Origin of the sequence: Streptomyces olivochromogenes, from assembly GCF_001514115.1 — a bacterium.
Lineage (GTDB): Bacteria > Actinomycetota > Actinomycetes > Streptomycetales > Streptomycetaceae > Streptomyces > Streptomyces olivochromogenes.
The window spans coordinates 14073-33670 of the sequence record NZ_KQ948478.1; the positions used below are offsets into that span (position 1 = coordinate 14073).

General features: G+C 67.6%; 20 protein-coding genes and 6 pseudogenes. 13 read left to right on the forward strand and 13 right to left on the reverse strand.

All coding sequences use genetic code 11. The features are described from left to right. Nucleotides 1-9: 9 nt before the first annotated feature. Nucleotides 10-834: pseudogene (locus AQJ27_RS61030) on the reverse strand (IS5 family transposase). A gap of 191 nt (nt 835-1025) precedes the next feature. Here AQJ27_RS61030 and AQJ27_RS44150 point away from each other — a divergent pair. The 3 genes and pseudogenes from AQJ27_RS44150 to AQJ27_RS55960 form a co-directional block, all read left to right on the forward strand. Continuing rightward, nucleotides 1026-1613 carry a winged helix-turn-helix domain-containing protein gene (locus AQJ27_RS44150; RefSeq protein ID WP_079065735.1) on the forward strand — a complete coding sequence of 196 codons (588 nt, stop codon included), beginning with the start codon at nt 1026-1028 and terminating at the stop codon, nt 1611-1613. Next, entirely contained in the window at nt 1606-1962 is a 357-nt protein-coding gene (locus tag AQJ27_RS53525) for a DUF1707 SHOCT-like domain-containing protein (RefSeq protein WP_079065736.1), read from the forward strand. The genes AQJ27_RS44150 and AQJ27_RS53525 overlap by 8 nt, the downstream gene beginning before the upstream one ends. A gap of 65 nt (nt 1963-2027) precedes the next feature. Next, nucleotides 2028-2183, forward strand: a pseudogene (locus AQJ27_RS55960) (IS701 family transposase); the annotation flags it as partial. Between the two features lie 76 nt (nt 2184-2259). Here the strand turns inward: AQJ27_RS55960 and AQJ27_RS44155 are convergent. Next, on the reverse strand, nt 2260-2955 hold the full coding sequence (locus AQJ27_RS44155) for an alpha/beta fold hydrolase (RefSeq protein ID WP_067382495.1): 696 nt from the start codon (nt 2953-2955) through the stop codon (nt 2260-2262). Nucleotides 2956-3031: 76 nt separating this feature from the next. On the opposite strand from AQJ27_RS44155, the gene AQJ27_RS44160 reads away from it, so the two are divergent. Further along, nucleotides 3032-3604, forward strand: coding sequence for a TetR/AcrR family transcriptional regulator (locus AQJ27_RS44160; RefSeq protein WP_067382497.1), 573 nt, complete (start codon nt 3032-3034; stop codon nt 3602-3604). Nucleotides 3605-3891: 287 nt separating this feature from the next. Here the strand turns inward: AQJ27_RS44160 and AQJ27_RS56880 are convergent, their stop codons facing one another. The 4 genes and pseudogenes from AQJ27_RS56880 to AQJ27_RS44170 form a co-directional block, all read right to left on the reverse strand. Continuing rightward, nucleotides 3892-4044, reverse strand: coding sequence for a hypothetical protein (locus AQJ27_RS56880; protein ID WP_159064563.1), 153 nt, complete (start codon nt 4042-4044; stop codon nt 3892-3894). Between the two features lie 447 nt (nt 4045-4491). Then, nucleotides 4492-4711, reverse strand: a pseudogene (locus tag AQJ27_RS59475) (IS1380 family transposase); the annotation flags it as partial. 20 nt (nt 4712-4731) lie between these two features. Next, nucleotides 4732-5253 carry a hypothetical protein gene (locus tag AQJ27_RS44165; protein ID WP_235614037.1) on the reverse strand — a complete coding sequence of 174 codons (522 nt, stop codon included), beginning with the start codon at nt 5251-5253 and terminating at the stop codon, nt 4732-4734. 460 nt (nt 5254-5713) lie between these two features. Then, nucleotides 5714-6580, reverse strand: a complete 867-nt coding sequence (locus tag AQJ27_RS44170; protein ID WP_067382500.1) for an LLM class F420-dependent oxidoreductase — start codon at nt 6578-6580, stop codon at nt 5714-5716. Between the two features lie 689 nt (nt 6581-7269). Between AQJ27_RS44170 and AQJ27_RS44175 the strand changes: the two genes are divergently transcribed. Then, nucleotides 7270-7767, forward strand: coding sequence for a hypothetical protein (locus tag AQJ27_RS44175; protein WP_159064564.1), 498 nt, complete (start codon nt 7270-7272; stop codon nt 7765-7767). A gap of 93 nt (nt 7768-7860) precedes the next feature. Then, a complete protein-coding gene (locus AQJ27_RS44180; RefSeq protein ID WP_067382507.1) occupies nt 7861-8199 on the forward strand; it encodes a cupin domain-containing protein in 339 nt (112 codons plus the stop codon). A 781-nt stretch (nt 8200-8980) separates the two neighbouring features. Here the strand turns inward: AQJ27_RS44180 and AQJ27_RS44185 are convergent. Both AQJ27_RS44185 and AQJ27_RS53545 read right to left on the reverse strand, forming a co-directional pair. Then, entirely contained in the window at nt 8981-9370 is a 390-nt protein-coding gene (locus tag AQJ27_RS44185; RefSeq protein WP_235614038.1) for a hypothetical protein, read from the reverse strand. 132 nt (nt 9371-9502) lie between these two features. Further along, complete coding sequence (locus AQJ27_RS53545) at nt 9503-10042, reverse strand: IS5 family transposase (protein ID WP_159064565.1); 540 nt, start codon at nt 10040-10042, stop codon at nt 9503-9505. A 605-nt stretch (nt 10043-10647) separates the two neighbouring features. Between AQJ27_RS53545 and AQJ27_RS44195 the strand changes: the two genes are divergently transcribed. Then, the gene (locus tag AQJ27_RS44195; protein WP_067382510.1) at nt 10648-11307 is read left to right on the forward strand and encodes a DUF1707 SHOCT-like domain-containing protein; all 660 of its coding nucleotides are present in this window, start codon (nt 10648-10650) and stop codon (nt 11305-11307) included. A 123-nt stretch (nt 11308-11430) separates the two neighbouring features. Here the strand turns inward: AQJ27_RS44195 and AQJ27_RS59480 are convergent. Beyond that, nucleotides 11431-11772, reverse strand: a pseudogene (locus tag AQJ27_RS59480) (ATP-binding protein); the annotation flags it as partial. Between the two features lie 252 nt (nt 11773-12024). On the opposite strand from AQJ27_RS59480, the gene AQJ27_RS60325 reads away from it, so the two are divergent. Next, complete coding sequence (locus AQJ27_RS60325; protein ID WP_268814659.1) at nt 12025-12153, forward strand: hypothetical protein; 129 nt, start codon at nt 12025-12027, stop codon at nt 12151-12153. Between the two features lie 360 nt (nt 12154-12513). Here AQJ27_RS60325 and fabV read toward each other — a convergent pair whose 3' ends face one another. Further along, a complete protein-coding gene (fabV, locus tag AQJ27_RS44205) occupies nt 12514-13728 on the reverse strand; it encodes an enoyl-[acyl-carrier-protein] reductase FabV (RefSeq protein WP_067382515.1) in 1215 nt (404 codons plus the stop codon). A 329-nt stretch (nt 13729-14057) separates the two neighbouring features. On the opposite strand from fabV, the pseudogene AQJ27_RS55150 reads away from it, so the two are divergent. The 4 genes and pseudogenes from AQJ27_RS55150 to AQJ27_RS44225 form a co-directional block, all read left to right on the forward strand. Further along, nucleotides 14058-14153 (forward strand): annotated as a pseudogene (locus AQJ27_RS55150) (IS5/IS1182 family transposase); the annotation flags it as partial. A 62-nt stretch (nt 14154-14215) separates the two neighbouring features. Beyond that, nucleotides 14216-14659, forward strand: a complete 444-nt coding sequence (locus AQJ27_RS59485) for a hypothetical protein (RefSeq protein ID WP_235614039.1) — start codon at nt 14216-14218, stop codon at nt 14657-14659. A gap of 28 nt (nt 14660-14687) precedes the next feature. Further along, a pseudogene (locus AQJ27_RS44220) lies at nt 14688-14885 on the forward strand (GNAT family N-acetyltransferase); the annotation flags it as partial. A gap of 453 nt (nt 14886-15338) precedes the next feature. Further along, the gene (locus AQJ27_RS44225; RefSeq protein WP_067382525.1) at nt 15339-16271 is read left to right on the forward strand and encodes an alpha/beta fold hydrolase; all 933 of its coding nucleotides are present in this window, start codon (nt 15339-15341) and stop codon (nt 16269-16271) included. Between the two features lie 655 nt (nt 16272-16926). Here the strand turns inward: AQJ27_RS44225 and AQJ27_RS44235 are convergent. Continuing rightward, nucleotides 16927-17520, reverse strand: coding sequence for a TetR/AcrR family transcriptional regulator (locus AQJ27_RS44235; RefSeq protein ID WP_067382531.1), 594 nt, complete (start codon nt 17518-17520; stop codon nt 16927-16929). A 110-nt stretch (nt 17521-17630) separates the two neighbouring features. Here AQJ27_RS44235 and AQJ27_RS44240 point away from each other — a divergent pair, with 110 nt between their 5' ends. Further along, nucleotides 17631-18641: an NADP-dependent oxidoreductase gene (locus tag AQJ27_RS44240; protein ID WP_201264527.1), complete on the forward strand. Its 1011-nt coding sequence runs from the start codon at nt 17631-17633 to the stop codon at nt 18639-18641. 169 nt (nt 18642-18810) lie between these two features. Here the strand turns inward: AQJ27_RS44240 and AQJ27_RS44245 are convergent, their stop codons facing one another. Further along, entirely contained in the window at nt 18811-19158 is a 348-nt protein-coding gene (locus AQJ27_RS44245) for an IS3 family transposase (protein ID WP_079065740.1), read from the reverse strand. Then, the gene (locus AQJ27_RS44250) at nt 19155-19454 is read right to left on the reverse strand and encodes a transposase (RefSeq protein ID WP_067382537.1); all 300 of its coding nucleotides are present in this window, start codon (nt 19452-19454) and stop codon (nt 19155-19157) included. The genes AQJ27_RS44245 and AQJ27_RS44250 overlap by 4 nt, the downstream gene beginning before the upstream one ends. Between the last annotated feature and the right edge of the window lie 144 nt (nt 19455-19598).

Consider the following 19598-nt stretch of genomic DNA (forward strand, 5'->3'; position numbering starts at 1 on the left):
CCGTGCTGGTCACAGCCACTCGTTGAGGACTGCGACCAGCACGGTCGCTTCGTCGCGGACAACGAGCTTGTCGTACCTCGTTGCCACGGCCCGGTGCCGCTTGAGACGGTTGGTCCCGCACTCGGCAGCATGCCGCTCGCGGTAGTCGACGTTGTCGAATTTCGGCGGCCGACCGCCCCGGGAGCCGAGTCTCTGGAGGTTGCGGACCCGGTCCGCTGGGACCGGGATGGTCGCCTTGATCCCCCGCCTTCGCAGGTAGGCACGGTTGCGGCGGGAGTCGTACGCTTTGACGGCCCCCGCCCAGGTCCGGCCTGCCGCGGGGCCGGCCAGGGCCAACGCGAGGCACCCGGATCGCCTCCAGGACCGGCTCGAACTGCGGGGAATCCCCACGCTGCCCGGCAGTGATCACAACCGACAGCGGCTTCGGCCCTTGCTCGACAGCGAGGTGGGTCTTGGTGCTCAGCCCGCCCCGGGAACGTCCAAGACCATGGTCGGCCGGCTCAACGGCAACGCCGTCGGGCGGCTCCTTCCGCAGGCCCCCCTATTCGACGCCCCGGCGGCGTGCTGGTGGGCCCGGCAGACGGTGGAGTCGACGTTCACATCCCGGGTGATCAGTCCCTCGCATCGACCTACATCTGGAGCTGGGTGACGAGCCGCGCTCATGTGCCATCGCGCTGCCAGCGTCGGAACAAGGTCATAGATCCGGTCCCAGGGCCGTAGCGTTCCGGCACGTCGCGCCAGGGAGCCACCGGCGCGGGTCCGCCACCGTATGCCGTCTATCAGCTGCCGCCGCGTCCACACGCCATCATCCAGCCCGGCACCGAGTCCAACCACCTCGCACACACCAAGGCGCAAGCCCAGCAAGCCGCGGTCGGCTGACGCGGTCGCCCAGGCCTCGCACCGGCCCGCGTCCGGGAGGGGAACCCCTCGCCCCCCGCTGGGCATCAACAGCTCCAACTGGCCGCGCTCCCCTATTGGTTGTAGAGTTTTCCAACCACTGAAGACCCATGCAATGAAGGGGACCGATGAGCACACAGGGCTCCGGTGCATCGCCCCGGCCGTGGCACGGTGTACACAAAGCGCTCGCCGATCCCCTGCGCATCCGGCTTCTAGAAGCGTTGTGGGAGATGCCACAGTCCGCACGCGAACTCGCCGACCACGTCGACCTTCCACCTGACCGGCTCTACTACCACCTGAATCACCTCGAACGGGCCGGGCTGATCGAGATCGCCGAATACCGGCCGCTGGCCCGCGGCAAGGTCGAGCGGGTCTATACCCCCGCGGTTACAGAACCCCCCAGCGATGCTGCGAACCCCGAAGAGATGGCCGAGTTCCTCGGCTCGATGCTCGACGCCACCCGGGCCGACATCAACGCTGCCTACCGGTCCAAGCAGACTGGGGGCCGCCGGGAGGTCGACCTGCATCGAGGTGCGCTGAGACTGACCGACGAGGCACTCGCTGAGTTGCGCGGTCACATCGAACGGCTCGCCACCCAATTCGGGGACCGCGACGCTCCAGGGGTCTGGACGCGGGTGGTTGTCACGGTCGTCGACCTGCAAGACCGCCCATCCCCGGACGCCGCTCCCCCGCGACAGAGAGGTCGCCATGAATGACAGCGAGGAGCACATCACCAGCCCCGCATTACGAGCCTCGGACGCCGAACGCGACCAGGTCGAGGCACAACTGCAACACCACTACGCAGTAGGCCGACTGACACTTCCCGAACTTGAAGAACGGGTGGTCGCGGCCTACGAAGCGCGGACCCGCGAGCAACTCCACGCCCTCTTGAGGGATCTGCCACGCGAAGTGGAAATACCTGCGTCACCCATTCGTGTGATCGACTCCCGCCTGCTGATCGTCCTGCTGTGCGTCTCGCCTCCCGCGGCGCTCATCTACTGGCTCATCTCCCAACGCTCGGTCCGTCGAAGGGACCCGCGGCCACAGACCCTGGAATGTGCATGAACAGGGAGACCTTAGTACTCCAGCGATAAATCGTGATCTTCATGTCTGAGTTGCGGCTTGGCGCCCTGATCCGCCGCAACCGCCGCACCGGTGAACTGGCCTACTACCGCTGCCATTCCACCGGACCGGTCACCTGGGCCCGCTGGGTCACCCTCGCCATGCTCGCCCACGCCTTCCTCGGCGTCGTCCGCGCTGACGACATCAAGCCCGATCACGCACCAGTAAGTACAGCTTCCTCGGCGCTCACGACGGCCTCCCGGCCCTCGGACCGTCGGCCCGGCTCGTCCGTGGCTGCCGTCAGAGGCTCAGCAGCAGGTCCCGGACCGCGGCGGGCCGGGACAGGAACGGATGGTGGCCGGCCTCGAGTTCGACGACGCTGCCGGCCCGGCGGGCGAACTCGCGCTGTAGGCGTAGCGGGGTTCCGCGGTCCTGAGTGCAGACGAGGTACGTCGAGGGCACCTGGTGCCATGCGGCCGCCCCGACCACCTGCCCGGTCACCTGCACACTCTGCCGGGCAAGGTGGTCCGCCGCCTGCGCCTGGACCTCAGGGTCGCAGTCCTGCAGGAACGTGTCCACGAGCAGCTCGGGGCGGACCCCGAACGTGCCGGCGTCGGGGTCGACGTCGAGGAACGGGGCAGGACTGCCGTCCCCGAACTCCGACAGGCTCTGCCCGACCTCGGGCAGGTAGCTGGAGACGAGCAGCAGATGGCGCACCGACCCGATTCCCGCAGCGGCTTCCGCGGTGATGATGCCGCCGTAGCTGTGGGCGACCACGATGGTCGGCTCGTCGCCGGCCTGCAGCACCTGTCGCACCGCGGCAACGTCCTCGGACAGCCCCGGACCGGCGACGCCGCCGGGCACGCCCGCCTCGCCGCAGCTCGGCAGCGCCGGGGCCACGCTCGGCACCCCTCGCTCCTGCAGCAGCTCGGCGGTGCGGTGCCACCACCACGACCCGTCCCGCACGCACGCCCCATGCACGAACACGACCCTCATCGCTGCCTCCACGTCTGCCTTGACTGCCTTTCGATCAACGGTAGACGTAGCCGCCGTTACGTGAAAAAGTCGCGCCGTGGGCAGACGACCGCAACCGCACATCAAGGAGAAGCTGCTCAATGCCTGCGCTGATCACGCCCTCGCGCACGGCCTCCCCGACCGGCTCGAGCCGCTGGCCACCGCCACTGGTACCTCAGCCCGCATGCTGATTTATCACTTCGGCACCCGCGACGCCCTACTGCGGGCAGTCCTCGGGCACGCGCGGCAACGCCAACTCGACACATTCGGCGAGCTCCTGCGGGTGCGACCCGGCGAGCCCTACACGGCGACCCTGGATCGCGCCTGGACCTCCATCACCGGCCCGGACGGGCGGCCGTACCTGCGGATGTTCGGTCAGCTGCGCGAGAGCGCGGAGCAGCAGTTGTGGCCCAACTTCCGGCGCACCGCGACGACCGACTGGCTCGGACCGCTCGAGGACGGCCTGCGCAGCATCGGTCGGCCTGATCTCGCGACGCTCGTTCTCGCTGTCATCCGTGGTCTCCTCATGGACCTCGACGCCACCGGCGACACCACCCGCACCGACCAGGCCTTCCGCGACTTCCTCGGCGCAGTCGAGCACCTGCCCAGCGGCTACCGCTCAAGCGCTTAAGCTCCCTGAAGCGTTGTCAGAACTCGCAGACGTCACCCTCCGGCGAAACCGAGCGCTCTCCAGGCTGAGCAACAAACGCTCTGAGATGCCACGTACAGATCCACCGTGACGGACCCCGGACGGCTCATGTCGGCGCCCGCGGTGGCAGGGCACACCGCTCTGTGGGGCGACAGCGTGCGTGAACCCAACGGCAGCCCGCGGGCATGACGACATGCGCGCAGCGGCCCCAGGCGAGAAAGTCTGAGGGACGCTGTTGTCGTACGGACAGGACCTCTCGTCTCTTCTCGTCAGACAGACCGTACGACGATGCCGTTGGTGCGCGCGGCAAACTCGCCCTCGTGGATGCTTGCCGCCAGGTCGAGGCGCTGCTGGAACTCCTGGTAGCTCGCAACCGGTTCGCCCTCCACTTCGAACGCCCATTCATCGAAAGCGGCGCCCACGAGAGCCGCCTGGAGATTCGAAAGCAGTTTGACTCCGACAGGGGCGGGCGGACGCGGACGGGGCGACCGGGTAGTCAACTGCCCAGTTGGTGTGTGCCATACGGTGGACACCAATCGGTGCCCGTCGCCTCGCGGTGCCGGCCGGCGGCTCAGGGTGGCTACCGGTGGCGCGGTGCGGTGGCGCGGATCTCCGCGAGGACGGCGCCCGCCACGGGGTCACGGTGCACGGGGACGTACAGGGCCAAGTCGGCCTCCCCAGCGGTGAACCAGTCCCCTGCTCACGGGCCCGGGGTGGTCGACAGCTCACGGCCACCGAGCGGGCTGACCACGAGTCGGACGATCACAGCAGTCCCTCCATCCGGCCAGACTCTCCCGCCTCACCCTTGAGGCGGGGGCTCGGCCTCGGCAAGACGGCGTCGAGACCGGTCGGCGTCTCCCCCTCCCTGTTCCGCCGAGTGCCACCGCGAGCCCGACATCGAGCAGGATCCTGCTCGGATCGTGGACCACCCACGGCTTGCGCCACGGCGCGAGCGCCGCCGATATCGCAGTGTCAGGGCCACACCTGCGGACCGTCTCCGCCGGCAGTACGGCCCCGGCCTTGGGAGACCCCCCCGTGACAGCCGCCCTCGACGCGGTCACGGGGGTAGTACCCGGCACCATTCTTCAGGGGACATCGGGGGAACTGCCTCACGCCTGGGCGAGAGGTGCGACCGGAACGGTGGCGCCGAGCGCGGCGCCCTGCGACGCGGTGATGCGCTTGATGACGAGCCCCAGCAGCACGGCCGCCGCGATCACGAGCGCCTCCGCCACCACGAGGAAGCCATCTCCCCCGGGGCCCCCGGCACGAGCACCGACGCGTGGGTGATCCAGGCGACCCACTACAGGTTCACCAGTGTCGTGTCTCGCTTCTGCTTGCACGACGCGGAGCTCGCGCACCCCATGTCGAGGACGAACTGGCGCAGGACAAGGAAGTTGGCCACCGGTATGAACCACGTGCCGATCGTCCAGCCCCGACTCGGGACCGAGGCCCAGGGGGTACAGCTCCTGGGCGTTGCGCCGGGACCGGACGAGCCACACGAGGAGCAGCGCGATCGCAAGAGTCATCAGATAGAGGAAAATCATGGAGATGAGGCCCGACTTGTGCAGGGACGCATCCGTATGGTGCAGGTTGTGATCCCGGACCGCCGCCGCGCGGAACGTGTCCGCCACGGCAGCCGCCGCTATCGCCACCGAGCGGAGCGGGCACGGATCCAGGCAGCTTTGCGGGCGGCACTCGTCATCGTCTTTGGCCTGTCTCGGAGGCATGTACGGCCGCAGCGGACACCGGCGCGGAGTACTCATAGGGTCTGAATCACCGCACGCTTGTACGACTTTCGGGTCCTCAGCCGCGGGATGCAGGTACCCGACGGCAGAGGGCCGTCAGCGCACGGAGACCGGCTGCGGGCAGCACGCCGATCAGGCAGGATGCAGTCGAATCGGAGGCAACCGGCCCGAACACAGCGGGCTCGGCCCTTGTCCAATGACACCTCGGACACCGCAGCTGATGAAAGCGCGAGGTTAGAGCTCTCGCGCATGTGTGAGCTACGAAGTATCCGCAGGTCAGTCGCCTTGTCTGCGGGGACGCCCTGCGGGTGTGAAAACATCGGTTGGGGCCCGGTCGGCCTGGTTGTTACTCCGGGCGAATCCAGGTTTGGGCGATTTCCGCGACCCAGGTGGCCGCCGCCTCGGGAGCAGGTGGGGGTGCGCCGACGACGACCAGTTCGGTGACGCCTGCCGCGCCAAGTGCGGGGAGGTGCTCCGGGGTGCCGTCGCTCAGCGCGACGGCGACTGTGAGCTCGTCAAAAGCGCGACCGTGGCGCGCGCACTCGTCGACGAGAACGGCGATGCGCGCCGGGACGTCGGCCACCGGGACGCTGAACCCGTACCAGCCATCGGCGAGCGTGACCGCGCGGCGCAAGGCGGCGTCGCTGTTGCCTCCGACCACGACCGGGAGCCGACCGCCGCGCAACGGCTTCGGGTTGACCCGGATCGCATCGAACCGGGTGAACTCCCCTGTGAAGGAGGCCGGGTCCTCGGCCCAGAGAGTGCGCATCGCGGCGAGGTACTCTTCGGTGCGCTGCCCGCGCCTGGCGAAGGGGACTCCGAGCGCTGCGAATTCCTCGGCCGACCAGCCGACTCCGACCCCGAGGCTGAACCGCCCGGCGGAGAGCACATCGAGTGTGGCGGCCTGTTTGGCGACCACGATCGGATTGTGCTCAGGCAGTAGGAGTACCCCGGTGGCGAGTTCGATCCGGCTGGTGACCGCCGCAGCGAAGGTCAGGGCAAGCAGCGGGTCCAGCCAGTCCGCGTCCGCGAGCACGGCGATCCGGCCGTCCACGGAGTAGGGGTAACGGGAGGCGGGCGCATCCACGAGCACCACGTGCTCGCCGCACCAGAGCCTCGCGAAGCCGTGCGTCTCCGCGGCTGTGGCCACCGCACGGATCACCTCGGGACGGGCACCGTCACCGATACCGAGCGCGTGCAACCCCACTCGCATTCTCCACCTCCGGGCGTCACCTTAGGTGCGAAGGGCGGACGCGCTCGGTGACGTGGCGCGACGCGCGCGGAGGCAGCGGGGCCTGTCGTCCGGACGAGTGAGACCACCGCCCCCGCCGTTGACATGCCTGCGTCCGCGATCGCGGATCTGTTCGATATGCACATCAACACTTCTGTCCGCCGGGTCCAGCATGCCAAGAGGGACTGGATCGATTACGTGGTGGCCAGAGCAGAGGAGCGAGGTGTCGAGGTTTCGAGGTGTCGAGGATTAGCGCCTGCCAGGTAGTTGACACTTGCTGTGTCACATCTGAGGGACAGGGCCGACGACCTGGCAACATCCTCTTGGTGTCTCAGGCCTCCGGCACTGTGGCGTTCCCACCGACGAGGTCGGTGGTGAGAATTGGGGTGCCGTCCGGTCCCGGCGCATTCAACAATCGTCCAGTGACTGATGAGAAGCGTTGCCTCACCCTTCGCGTTGTCGTTCCTGATCCCACGCGGAGGGGCGCAAACGTGGAGGTTCGGGCGCTGATTGATGGTAGGGACATCCTGGCTGACGCATTCGCAGAGGGCCCGGGCGAAGATCCCCAGTACCTCTTGGTGCCGGGCGGCCCTCTCACTGCTACATCCGAACCACACGAGGTGCGGCTGGCCGAGGCAGCGTGCACCGAAGGCTGCTGCGGCGCTCTCTACGTGACCATCCAGCGCAACGGCGATTACGTGCTCTGGGACGAGTGGCGCAATCCCGACGGGGACGAGGTTGACCTGCCTGCCTTCCGCTTTGAGGCTCAGGAGTACCAAAGAGAAGTCGAGCGGGCGGCCGCGGACCGCAGCTGGGAATGGCCGGCGCGGACCGTTGCACGACTGCTGGAGCAAGACCTCCGAGCACGCACTGACTGGCTCGCACAGTGGGAATGTGAACTCGGCGCCCTGTCCGCCTGGCCCTGGGAACCGCACCAGGTCAACGTCTTCCTCTTCCATCCAGGCCGCTCTGCGATCAGGGAAGACCGTCCATGGCTGCAGTTCCGGATGATCCTCGCCGTCTCCGGTGACGACCCGGCCGATGAAGCTGAACGGCTCGCTGAGCAACTCGTCGCAGCTGACCCACGCCAAGCCGCCGAAGTCTGCGGTGGCTCACCGGAGTTCGCCAGGCAACTCGGTTACTCATGGCCGCAGCTTCGCAGAGGCTGAGCCATGTAGCCTCCGACCCCGTACGTCACGTTTCCAGCGGGCTCCGGCCAACCCCGGCTCCTTACTCCTCACTGCTTACAGAAGGTCACTGTCATGAAGAACGAGCGGGAATTCTTTTCACCGGACACCATGCAGTGGCGCACCGGGCCGCAGCCCGGGACCGCCGAGAGGATTCTGAGCAGGGACGAGGCTGATCCGGAGGCCCTGACCCGGCTGGTGCGCTGGGAGCCCGGCCTCGACACCTCGCTCTCCGGCGTGATCCGGCACGAGTGGGTCGAGGAGGTCTATCTCCTCGAAGGCGACCTGCACGACCTGACCCTGGACCAAACCTTCCGCGCCGGAGACTTCGCCGCCCGGCCCCCAGGCATGGAACACGGCCCGTACCGGACAACCGGAGGCTGCGTGATGTTGGAGATCCGCTACCGGCCGTAGAGCGTGGCCCGAGTTCCGGTCTTCAGTGGAGGCTACGGAGCCAGATGATCGCGCCACGTAGGCGGAGTCCGGCCAGGTAGCAGGTCGGGGCTTTGTCGTAGCGGGTGCTCGCCGAGTCCGCGCCACTCGTTGATCTCTTCGATGGTCGTCCGCCGGTCTGGGTTCGCGAACTGTCCTATCGGTTGGTGCTCCTGCAGCGACCTGACGAGCCGGCGCTCATGCGTGAAACCGCCGAGCACCTGTGGGTGCACAGACCCGGACCGGGATCGCGTCGCAGCGGACCTGACGAGGCGGGCAGGCGCCCTGGAGGCCGGCTGAGTTGGGACACGATGTCCATGCTGCGGCCAGAGGCGGATCGACGCCACGGTGACGGTGACCTGGAAGACGTTTCCACACCAACGCGGGCCGGCTGCCCCGAGCCCCGGCAGCGGCTGACGGTCATCCGTCGCTCGAGGCGCGCCTGGGACGACGCAACGGGCTCAGGAGCGCGCCGGCACAGCTCGACGATCTCAGCCTTGAAGTCCGACGTGAACGAACGGCGAGGCCGAGACTTCTTCTTCCCCAGGCTCTCCATGATGGACACCCTTTCGGGGCAGATCCCCTGATCTCAAATGTCCGTCAAAGTGGATCAAGCCCAGATATCTCCTTCTCCAGCGGAGAGACAGCAGGATCTGGCGTCTATGAGTTCGTAACAGGATCTTCTGCGTTGGCCCGGATACAGCCACAGTGAAGCGGTCGAGAGATCTTCGAGTCGTGGAAGCTGACGGAGGGGCCCCCTGAGCTACTCGCTCGGTCGCTTTCCGTAGTAGGGGCTGACGGTCCGGGCCAGCTTCCGCTGGATCACCCGCAGCACCCTGATCGTCGTCGCGTCGTCGCGCCCCGTGGTCGTTGACCATTCGACGCCCGAGCCGGCGAGGTCGCTGACGAAGACGATCTCTGAAGCCAGAAGTGTCCGTGCCCAGTCCGCTGCGCCGAGTGGGGCGTCTTCGCCAAGGGCCCTCCGGAGCCTTTGGCACTGGTCGAACAGATCCTGCGTGTCAGTAAACCCCATGCCGACGGCGAGTTGATCGCTGCAGTGTGCGGGGCCACCCCACTCCAGGAGCGCACGAGTCAACAGTTCGACCTCGTGCTCGGTCAACAGCTCGCTGGCTCTCACCATGTCTTGCGACACAGGCTCGCCCTTTCCAGTAATCCGCCGAACCGGGCCCGGTGCCTAGCCTGCACGGACACCATGTTCCACCGGATCGGGGATGGCATTTGCCGTCGCATCCGGTCTGGAATTTCACTCGAAGCCCTCGGGTGATCACGCTACCTGTCTCTTGAGTCGCCCCCAGCAGATGAGGCTGCAGGCCAGCGAGACGAATGCGTCGTGCAGTTCAAGACGTCGCTCCCAGCGGACAGCGAGGCGTTTGAACTGGTGGAGCAGGGCGAAGGTCTGCTCCACGACATCACGGAGCTTGCCCAGGCCCTTGATGTTCGGGGCGCCCTTGCGGGAGATCACTGGCATGATGCGCCGGCATTGCAGCTCGCGCCGCACGGCTCGGGAGTCGTACGCCTTGTCGCCCAGGACGGATTCGGGGCGGCGTCGTCGACGGCCCGGACGCCCGACCACCGGCGGGATGCCGTCAACCAGGTTGAGTGTCTGGGTGATGTCGTTGACCTTGGCCGCGGTCGTGATGACGTGGAGCGGGATGCCGCGTCCGTCGCAGATCAGGTGGTGTTCGCTGCCCGTCTTCCGCCGGTCGACCGGTGACGGATCGGTTGAGGCTCCCCCCCAACTCCGTCCCGCCGCCCGCCACGGCAGCCCTCGCCTCCAGTACCCGAGCCAGCGTCGTTGCCACACACGAGACGACGTGCCCGCAGATCGTGTCGCACCTGTCGGCCGGCGACAGGACGGTCCGCCAGACACCGCTGGTAGTAGCAGTGCACGCGCGTGGATCTCCGTCCGCGTCTCGGACGCGCGGCCGACCCCGCCGGGTAGCGCATAGCAAGTCGGGCCTCTCCCCCGCCCAGGCCACCTCCGCGACCTCCACCCCAACCCCGGGAAAAGGAAGGTCGGAGGCGAACCGCATCCATCACGCCCAGGTGATGCCCGCCAGCTCTGGATCACGCCATGTACCCCCAATTCGGCGACAGAGCCCGAGAAGTGGGCCGGACCCGTTCAACAGCCCCAGCATGACGGTCTGCGGTGGCCCCGTCTTGTGAAGGTTCCCTGTATTGCCTACGCACTGAAGCGGCCCCGGGCACGGTGTGAACTGGCCGCTGGGATGCGGTTGTTGTCGCGACCGGGCCTCGGCATGATGGATGCCGCATGCCATGAATCGACGCTGCCCATCGCCTCTCCGTGATGGGACCCGGCCGGCATTCATGTCGCGATATAGCGTTAGTCTTCTCCTCGCGCCGCTGCCTGCGTCGCGCGGAGACGTTTCACAGGACCAGGACGGAAGTATGTCGGGAGAGATTTCGCCCACCGGGAAGCACTCCGGCCCCGGCTCGCCGCCCGAGCTGCGAGCCTCTCATGCCGATCGGGACCGGGTGGTGGATGTGCTGCGTATCGCGGCGGGGGACGGCCTGCTGACCGCGGACGAGTTGGACGAGCGCCTGGAAGCTGCCCTGTCGGCGCGGACTCTGAGCGAACTGTCCACGCTCACCGCTGACCTGCCGCCCGTATCGGCTACGGTCGGCGGGACTGGAGCAGAGGTCAAGGACATAGTTCGGATCGAACAGGTACACAGCGGCGCGGTCGAGCGCGTGGGGCGCTGGGTGGTACCGCGGAGGCTGGAGCTCGCGGTGACGTACTGCCAGGTGACGCTTGACTTCACTGACGCAGTGATCACGCACGGCACCTTGCGGATCGACGTGGGCATGACGGGGAGGACCCTGACGCTGGTCACGAGGCCGGGCATCGTGGTCGATACTGATGGTCTCCAGCTGGTGCACAGCAGGGTCAAGTACCGTCAGACTCCGACGGATCCTGATACGCCGGTCACTCTGCGAGTGGAGCTGGTCGGTCAGAAGGCCCACGGCCGCGTGGTGGTGCGACCCCCGCGTCGGACGTTCGGGCAGTGGCTGCTGCGCAAGCCCACGTCACCTTCTAGAGGAGCTTGACTTCGTCGTCGTGAACTGTCGGCGGGGCGGTCGCTCTGGTCTCCTAAAATCGGCGACACTTACGTATTGCGGGCACGGCCGCTGCCGAGGTGAGCCTGGTCGGCTCGACTGCTTGGTCTGGTCGGCTTCGCTGCGGGCGAGCCTGGAGGACTCGGTTCCGGTCTCGATCAAGGTGGCGGAGAAGGTGGGCCAGTCCACGATCGCCGTGCAGAGCCGCGCGTCGGTGAGGGTGCGGCTCCGGCCCGTGAACGCCTCGTTCGATGCGACCGTGATACTGCTCTTCCCCTCACGCTCGGCGAGAAGTTGGAAGAGCCTCTCCGCGCCGCGGCGGTCCCGTTCGAGGTAGTCGAGTTCGTCGAGTTCGTCGAGTTCGATAAGGCCGACGCGCCCGCAGCGGGCGCGGGTCTTGCCCAGCTGTTTGTCGTCGGCGGCTTCGACCGGCTCGTTCACCAAGGACGTCGCGATCGCCGCCCCCAGCCACCGTGCCGTGAGGGAAGTGCCTTGGCCTGCCGCATCACGGGGATTCCGCGGCAGGCCAAGGAAATCGCAACCCCAACGCCCAACCCCGCGCCCCCTGGGAGGCTCGGGCCCTGTGCTCATACGCCTGCCGGTCAGGTGTCTTGGGGGCGGAACCCGTCGAGATCGGCCTCGATGGGTCGGGTGCGGGAGCGACGTACTCGGCGTCTGCCTGCGGGCCCAAGCCGTCACGTCGGAGGCGTGGCTCGTCTCGATCTCCGGCGCGAGCTGCTCGTCGGCGATGTGCTCGACCTGGGCAGGCAGCAGGTGCCGACGAGCGAGGTCGTCCGGAGCGTGGCAGAGCGCCGTGCGCTCGGGGCCCGCGGATAGGACTTGGCGGGCGGTGTTGAGGGCTCGGGAGACGGTGGCCTGCCCGACGTCCAGGAGCGTGCGGTACTTCTCCCCGCCCTGGACCCCCGCCCTGGACCTCCGCCTTGGGCCCCGCCCTGGACCTCCGCCTTGGGCCCCGCCCTGGACCTCCGCCTTGGGCCCCGCCCTGGACCTCCGCCTTGGGCCCCGCCTCGGGCCCCCGCCTTGGGTCAGGCGGGCCGCTGCTCGGGCATGGGTGAAGCCGCCTCGCTCAGCCGGCGCGGCCACCAGGACCTCCTCCTTGGCGCGGCGCACGGCGCCGATCACCTCAGTGCGCTCCTTGAAATGGCGTTCCCCTATGCCGGATGCCGGATGCCGGGGTCAGGGTGTGTAGGTGGGCCAAGGGATGTCAGTGGCGACTGCGGCGGTGTAGTCGATGCCCGGCACGGAGAATCCGTACAGGCGTTGGACTTCGGCGCGGAACCAGGCAAGGTCGGCGAGGTCGGCGATGGTGTTGGTGGTGGCGGCCTCCCAGCGTTCGGCGACGGCCGCCTGTACGTCGTCAGTGAGTTCCCAGTTGTCCAGGCGGACCCGGCCTTCGTCATCCACAGTGAGCGGGGCAGCACCGGTGAGCTGGTCCCAGAGGGCGGCGAGCTGGTGTACCGGCGGAACCATGTGCTCTCCAACGACGCCGCGCAGCAGCCCTGTGTACAGAGCGATGCCGGGGATGGCGGTGGAGGACTGGGTGACGGCGGCGCCGTTGACAGAGGTAACGGCCCGCCCGCCCACCGTTTTCTCGAGCAGCTCGTTCAGGGTGCGGGCGGTGGCCTCCAAGTGGGCCTTGGCCGCGCCGATGGTGCCCTGCCGGTAGATCGCCGCTGTCAGCGGCGATCCGATGTACGACAGCGCGGCGGTAGCGAAGCCGTCGCCGAGCAGGTTCCGTCCGGCGAGGTGGTCGACCCAGCGTTCCCAGTCCGCGCCGCCCATCACGGCCACGGTCTGGTCGACGTCATCGTCCTCGGCCGGCCCGGTCTCGACCTCGCGGACCTCGGGAACGCCCTGGTCGTCGAAAAGTAGGGTCTTGGTGCGGTTCGCCTGGCCGATCGGCTTGAGGACGGAGGCGTACGTGGTGCCGGTGTCGGGGTCAGTGCGCCGGGGCGCGGCCACCGAGTAGATCAGGTAATCGAGCCTGCCGCCGAAACGCTGCTCGATGAGGTCGGCGACCTCGTTCTTCATCGTGTCGGAGAACGCGTCGCCGTTGAGGAAGACCAGATCCCGCCCGGCGGTGCGGGCGATGTCGGCGGTGGCGGCAGTGCGGTACCAGCCGGCTGTAGCGGTACGACGTTCGGTGGGGGCCTTCTCGAAGGAGACCATGATGCCGCGGATGCCGGCGCGCTTGAGTCCGGCGAGAGTGGCCGCCAGGCCGTATCCGGCCGAGGAACCGATGATCAGAGCCACCGGCCCGGCGCCCTCCGGCACGTTGGCAGGGTCGGGGCATGCCTGCCACATGTCGGCCACCAGTTGCTCGCAGCCCGCCGGGTGGGAGTCGAGGAAGAGGAAGCCCCGGTTGCGGGGGGTGAGAACGCGCTCGCTCACGATTGCAGTCCTTGGTTCGGCTGGGGCGAAGACACGGCGACCAGCCGGGCCACCGCGTCCTGCAAGTCTGCGACAGGACGGACACGGACAGAGGTCCTGCCAGAGACAATGATCACGAGCAGGTCTTGGAGTGTTTCCACCACTTCCAGCAGAGCAGTAGCTGCCGCCGGCTCGGCATTACCGCCCAGCACTTCGCCTACACCCTCCACTGATCCGCCGCCGGGCCGGACGAGAGGGAGACAGGGCGCTGCCGCCGCTGCGAAGCGGGGCCGCAACGCGGCAGATTGAGGTCTTCCCGTCCTCCAGGGATGCGGATGACGACGAGACAGGGCTGCCGCCGCCCGCACAGGCGCTACGAGCGCAAAGCCGAGCACTTCCTGGCCTTCGCCGGCATCGCCAGCGCCCTCATCCGCTACCGCCGTTGAACCAACTGAGGCGGCCGCTTATTGGTTTGCCGCCGGCCAGCCCGGTCGGATAGGAAGCTCGCATGCTAAAGGGCAGCAAGGTCGGGCTGAGGGCCCGGCACGAGGACGACATCCCGGTCCTGCGGGCCGAGCTCTACGACGACGTGGTCAACGGCTCGCGGGCCGAAAGCCGGCCGTGGCGGCCGATCACGCCCGGTTCGAAGGACTCGCGGCTCGTAGTGGACGACAAGGAGCAGGGGCTCGTCCCGTTCTCCGTGGTGGAGCTGGACGGCGGCACGCTGGTCGGTACCGCGACGCTGTGGGTGTCCGTGCGCCGCCCGGCCATTCCCGACCGGCGGGCAGCGCGGACCGAGTTCCTGCGGGCCGCCACAGCCGTTCTCGCCGCGCTCGCGGTCAGCGGACTGTTCTCGTCGTTGGTTCCTTCCTTCCTCCGTGAACAGTTGCACGTCCACAACGTCGCAGCTGTCGGCGCAGAGGTCGGGCTGCCACGGCCAGCGACTGGTTGACAGCCGCGACAAACGTGGCGAGCTCGTCGAGCGTTTGTCGGACAACGCCGCGATGCTGCGTTCCGCCGAGCGCAACGGGTTCGTCCGCGAGGGCGTGCTGCGCTCCTCGGCCTGGGTGCTGGGCGAGTTCCTGGACGAGGTGCTGCTCGGGCTCCTCGTCCAGGACTGGAAGCCGGACTCGAAGTTGGAGTCGAAGTTGGACTCGAAGCCAGGCTCGAAGGCCTAGGCTGCCGCCCGACGGTCAAGGGCGGCGCCCTTGAGCACTCCGTCCGCGAGAGCGCCGACGATCTCGGCACCACGCCGACGGCAGTGCCTGTCGGCATGCCGGGTTGTACAAAGCCGAGTTCTGGCGGGCCGGTGCCCGTCACGCGGAGCCGGCATGGACGGCCGAGAGCCCGAACGAATCGGTCACTCTGGCGCTTCCAGCCACCGCGTATCCGAGTACAAGGGCGGAGTACATCTCTCGCTGGTGCTGCCGACGCATGGCATCTACCGGGCCGCGGTGGGCGCTGCGGGCCTGCGCGCATCAGGACGTCGGGACACGGCCCTCGAGCAGGGGAAGGGCTGTAGGTCCGCTTATGGGCCATGCTCGCCACGCTCGTCGTGTTCACCGCGCTCGCAGGCCTCGTCCTCGACCGACACACCGAACCAATGCACCCAACACCGATGGAGGAAAGCCATGACTGACCCTGCAATCAACGCCCGCGTCTTCGACAACCCGGTCCGCGACCTACCACTCCACGACCTGGCCGGATTCACCCACCGCTGGGTCGACGCGGGCGGCGTCCGACTTCATGCGGTTGAAGGCGGTCAGCCGAGCGGCCCAGCCGTCGTGCTGCTCGCCGGATTCCCGCAGACCTGGTGGGCATGGCGAAAGGTGATGCCCGACCTGGCCGGTCGATTCCACGTCATCGCGATCGACCTGCCAGGCCAGGGCCACTCCGAACGCCCGGAGGGCAGCTACGACACGCACACCGTCGCCGCGTACGTCCACGCCGCGGTGAAAGCGCTCGGGGTTTCCACATACTGGCTGGCCGCCCACGACATCGGCGCGTGGGTCGCCTTCTCGCTCGCCTTGAAATACGAGAGCCAACTGCGTGGCGTCGCACTGCTCGACGCCGGAATCCCGGGCATCACACTCCCCGACACCATCCCGACCGACCCCGAGGTGGCGTGGAAGACTTGGCACTTCGCATTCCATCTCGTGCCCGACCTTCCCGAGACACTGCTCGCAGGCCGCGAACGCGAGTACGTCGGCTGGTTCCTGAAGGTCAAAACCCTCTCCCCCGACACCTTCGACGACGCCGAGATCGACCAGTACGCCGCGGCCATCGCCGCTGACGGCGGACTCCGCGCTTCCCTGGCCTACTACCGAGACGCCGCTGAGTCGGCGCGAAAGAACCACGCGGCCCTTGAACAACAGCACCTGACAGTGCCGGTTCTCGGGATTTCCAGCAGCCACGGCTCCATCCCCGACATGGCAGCTTCCCTCAGGCCGTGGGCCGACGACGCCACCGGGGTCGTCGTGCCGGACGCAGGACACTTCATCCCGGACGAACAACCCGACGCCGTCGCTGCCGCCCTAGCCCGTTTCACCGCTCAAGGCGACTGACACCGGCCAAATGCCATCTTCTTGAGTACGAGGATGAACTGCGGGCTGTCCGCGGCCTGCCCCGAGGCCAGGACGAACGCCGGCCGCTCCTCCCACTCGGGAGCGAGGGTCGCGTTCGGTGAATTCGTGGTGAGCCGGAACAGGCAGGTCGCCGGGCGAACGCAGATCGTATCGACGTCCACACCCCCGTGGTACCACCGTTCTGGGGTGAGGTATTGCCGAGTCACGGTGGAGACCGTCGGGTTGACCCACCCTGAAATGGAGCCCAGAGGCACACCTGAAGTTCATGGACGACAACCAGATCGCCACCAGCGTTTCGGCAACTTCGCCACCGTCCCACTGCCCGACGTCGAAGGCGCCGTGTCCGAGGCCGAACACGCCCTGGACGAGATCGACGCCGACGGCGTCGTGCCCCTGAGCAACTACGAGGGTGTCCACCTCGGAGACGCGAAGTAACCACCGCTCCGGGACGCACTGAACAGGCGGACCCCAAGTTCAAGCTCTTCTACTGGGACACGGAACTGTCGTCCGGACCCACCGCATTCCCCAGCTTCCTGGCCTTCGCGGACCGCAAGCGCATCTTCTTCGCCAGCAAAGTGTCGCGCCGCTCCTTGCCGCGCGCGGCCGAGTTCGATGGTCCGCGTGCGCGACGAATTCAACTACGAGTCCGGGGGCGGCGTTCACCGGGGGCATCGGAGCTCGCTACGCTGGTCAGGATCGCACTCGCGACAATATCGAAGAGATGATCGGCGCGTGGGGCGAGCGAGGGTTGATCGCTGAGCCACGCGAGTGCCGCTACCAGCGCGAACACATCGGTGCCATCAATGTCGGCCCGCGCTACGCCCGCGGCCTGGGCACGGGCGAGAAGCCGCGCACCGGCCGCGCGCAAGGCGACGCACGAAACGTGGAGTGCGGACCCTGCGTCCTCGATGGCGGCTGCCATCAGCACCGTCACGCCCCGATACTCGGTTGTCCACGCGACGCAGTCGCGTAGCCACGTAACGAGAGCATCTTCGGGCGAGCTCGACGTCTCCAGCTCGCCTGCCCGCGCCGTCATCTCGTCGAAGCTCGTGCGGAGCAGAGCCTCGAGCAGCGCCTCGCGCGTCGGGAAGTGACGCAGCAGCGTCGCGAGCCCGACGTCGGCCCTGCGCGCGATGTCACGCAGTGACACGTCGACGCCTTGCTCGGTGATGGCGGTGCCCGCAGCTGCCAGCACATGGTCGCGGTTCTTCTTGGCGTCGGCCCGCATCTGTCCCTCTTGACTATCTGGATCAGTGGTCCATATATTCGGATCAGTGGTCCGGATATGCGGATCGCTGATCCGGTAAGCCTATCCCCCGACAGGGGCAGGAGAAAACGATGCCGAGACACACGATGAGGGCGATCCGGGTGCATGAGCACGGTGGCCCTGAAGTTCTGCGTTACGACGAGGTGCCGATTCCCGAGCCGAGGCCGGGTGAGGTGCTCGTTCGCGTTCACGCGGTTGGTGTCAATCCTCCGGACTGGTACCTGCGCGACGGGCTGACGATCCTGCCTCCGGAGACGAGGCCGAAGTTCAGCTTGCCCGTGATTCCGGGGACGGACGTGTCTGGCGTCGTCGAGGCCGTCGCCGCGGATGTGGACAGCCTCGACGTAGGTGACGAAGTCTTCGGACTTCTGCGTTTTCCCAGCTTCGACGGCAGCGCATACGCCGAGTACGTGGCCGCGCCCGCGCCGGACCTCGCGCGCAAGCCGAACGGCATCGATCACGTGCACGCCGCCGGAACGCCTATGGCCGGGTTGACGGCGTGGCAGTTCCTGATCGAGCTCGGACACGATCATCCGTCGCCCTTCCAGGAGGCACGGCATCGCCCGATGGCACTCGGCGCCGACACCACGGTGCTCATCAACGGCGCCGCGGGCGGCGTGGGGCACTTCGCAGCACAGCTGGCGAAATGGAAGGGTGCGCGTGTCGTCGCGGTGGCATCGGGCGCGCATGAATCGTTCCTGCGCGAGCTCGGCGCCGACCAGTTCTTCGACTACACCAAGAGCCGTCCCGAGGAACTCGTGCACGACATCGATCTCGTTCTTGACACCGTCGGTGGCCGCGACAGCAGTCGCTTCCTGCGCACGCTCAAGCGAGGCGGCGCCCTGTACCCGGTGTTCTTCGGCGACTACGACGACGAAGAAACCGCGAAGCTGGGCGTCACGGTCTCGGGCACCCAGGTCCGCTCGAACGGCGCGCAACTCGCTGAACTGGGACGCCTCCTCGACGCGGGCACGGTTCGCGTCGCGATAGACAGCACGTTTCCGCTCGCTGACGCCCGAGCGGCACACGAACGCGCAGCGCGGGGGCATATCCGAGGCAAGATCGTACTCACGGTCGCTTAGTGGTCCGTTCCGGAAATACTTCAGGGGTTGATCACGCGGTGATCCGGGCGGAGGATTCTTCGATTCTTCCTGCCGATCGGGTGCATGCCGGTCAAGTCTGGCCGGCAGATCGCCCAGGCCGGAGGCGATGAACCTCCACCGGAACGGCTGTGCCGTGGCGTAGTAGCGGTCATCGCATGCTCGGAGCCGTTCCTGGACCTCGCGGAGGTCGGTGAAATCGTTGGGCGAGGATGTCGCGCTCGCGCATCACGCGGGCGGTGCGCTTGCGGTTCACCCGCCGCCCCAGACGCCGCGGTTCGGCGTGGATGCGCGGGACACCGTAGGTGCGGCGGGAGGCGACGTGCAGCACCGTGATCTCGTGCGCGAGTGCGTCGTCGGCGGCCTGCCGGGCATGGCGGGCGGCCTCGCCCTCGCGCCACGCGTAATAGGAGGAACGAGCGATGTGCAGCACCCGGCACAGCAGAACGATCGGGTAGTTCGCCTTCTCCGCGTGGATGAACCGGCACAACTCGCTCACCGGTCGTTCTCCTTCACGAAGAAGGCGGTCGCTCTTTTCAGGATCTCGATCGTCTGCTGCTGCTCGCGGTTCTCCCGCCGCAGCCGCTTGAGCTCCTCACGCTCGGCACTGCTCAATTCGCCGGGAATGCTCTCGCCCCGGTCCGCCTTCGCCTTGCGGTACCAGCCGGGCAGGAACTCGGAGCTGATGCCGAGCTCCCGGGCGACGGCCGTGACCGTCTTGCCCGAGGAGTCGACGAGCGCGATTGCGTCCCGCTTGAACTCTTCGGTGTACCGCTTCGTGTACTTGCTTCCCACCTGGTGCTACTTCCTCTGGAACCTCAGGTCCCAGTCTCCAGGTGTCCACGATCAAGGGGAAGGTTCAGTTCCCGGCAACGCGCCGACGCCGTACAGGCCTGGCTGGCCGACGTACTCCCGTCAACGGTCACCTTCGAGACGCGA